Origin of the sequence: Haloferax sp. Atlit-12N (assembly GCF_003383095.1) — an archaeon.
GTDB lineage: Archaea > Halobacteriota > Halobacteria > Halobacteriales > Haloferacaceae > Haloferax.
In genome coordinates, this window is the sequence record NZ_PSYW01000041.1 from 1 (window position 1) to 1,427 (window position 1,427).

Sequence of the window (1,427 nt, forward strand, 5' to 3'; positions counted from 1 at the left end):
GATTCCCGCGTGTCCCGAAATGCTGCAGTCGCGTCAGTCACCAAGTAGTTCGAGGACTGATTCGACGGCCGACGAGTCCGATCCGGTGGCCCGGAATTCACAGCCGATGTAACCGTCGTACTCGGCGTCTTCGAGACCCTCAATGATGCGTTCGTAGTTCAGCTCGCCCGTTCCGGGCTCGTTGCGCCCGGGGACGTCCGCGATGTGGACGTGCCCGACCCGGTCGATATTTTCCTGCAGCGTGTCGATGATGTTCCCTTCTGTGATCTGCTGGTGGTAGACGTCGTAGAGCAGACGAACTTGCGGGCTGTCCACCTCGTCGACGATGTCGAACCCAGTCTCCGACCGACTGAGGAACGATTCAGGGTGGTCGACGGCAGTGTTCAGCGGTTCGAGAAGCAGCATAACACCCGCCTCTTCGGCGTCGGGAGCGACCGTGTTGAGGATGTCGACAACGCTGTCGTACTGCGTCTGCCACCCGTGGGACTCACATTCTGGCCCGGACGTCACGATGAGGTTTTCACAGTCGACCGCCGCTGCGGTCTCGATCGTCGACTGCAGTTCAGCGACTGCTTGGTCTCGAGCGTCGGGATCGGTGAGGCCGGTCGTACAACCGACCATGCCGACGAACGTGAGGTCGGTCGCCGCGGTTCGCTCGCGGACCGCCTGAAGAGGGCGGTCTGCCGGTTCCCAAAACTCGACGCCGTCGACGCCAAGCTCGGCGCAGCGGTCGATCCGGTCGATAAATCGGTCGTCGGTAAAGAGCGTGTCCAAACACACCGAAAGGGAAGGGGAGTCTGTCATAGCAGGTTGTCAGGATTCTCTGAGGCGGCGAGGTATATAGAACTCACGTCTGAGTGAAGTACCCAAAGCGTTATACGGAGATGGATAGTCGGTCAGCCCGTATGTCAGTCCGAACTGCCTTTATCGGAGCGGGCGGTATAGCGTCAGTACACCTGTCGAACATCAAAGCGTCTGACCTCGGTGACGTTGTCGCAATCTGTGACATCGATTCTACCGTGGCTGAACGCACCGCAGAGACGCACGACGCCGCTGCGTTCACCGACGCGGAAGCACTGTTTGAGGAGATGGAGTTCGACGCGGTGGTCGTTTCCGTCCCGCCGTTCGCCCACGGAGAGGCCGAGCGGCTAGCAGCGGAGTACGGAACCCATCTGTTCGTCGAGAAGCCACTAGGTCTCGACCGAACGACTGCTGAGACCATCGATACCGCGATCGCCGAGACAGACATAATCACGCAGGTTGGACATATGAACCGATACGCAGACATCGTCGAGAGGGCGGTCGAGCTGATCGATGACCGGCAGGTTGCCCTCATCAACGGACACTGGTACGACGGCGTGGCAGACGCTGCGTGGTGGCGGAAGAAAGCACAGTCGGGTGGGCAGGTGGTCGAGCAGTCGACTCAC

At 60.3% G+C, this 1,427-nt stretch carries 2 protein-coding genes; one reads left to right on the forward strand and one right to left on the reverse strand.

The window, feature by feature from the left end:
• Window positions 1–33 precede the first annotated feature (33 nt).
• Window positions 34–804, reverse strand: a complete 771-nt coding sequence (locus C5B90_RS19860; RefSeq protein WP_115883630.1) for a hydroxypyruvate isomerase family protein — start codon at window positions 802–804, stop codon at window positions 34–36.
• Between the two features lie 101 nt (window positions 805–905).
• Here C5B90_RS19860 and C5B90_RS19865 point away from each other — a divergent pair.
• A partial coding sequence (locus tag C5B90_RS19865) for a Gfo/Idh/MocA family protein (RefSeq protein WP_148708273.1) occupies window positions 906–1,427 on the forward strand: 522 nt, incomplete at its 3' end.

Excerpts from the sequence above, each read along its gene's own strand:
- C5B90_RS19860 (WP_115883630.1), bottom strand. The coding sequence starts at position 804 with ATGACAGACTCCCCTTCCCTTTCGGTGTGTTTGGACACGCTCTTTACC.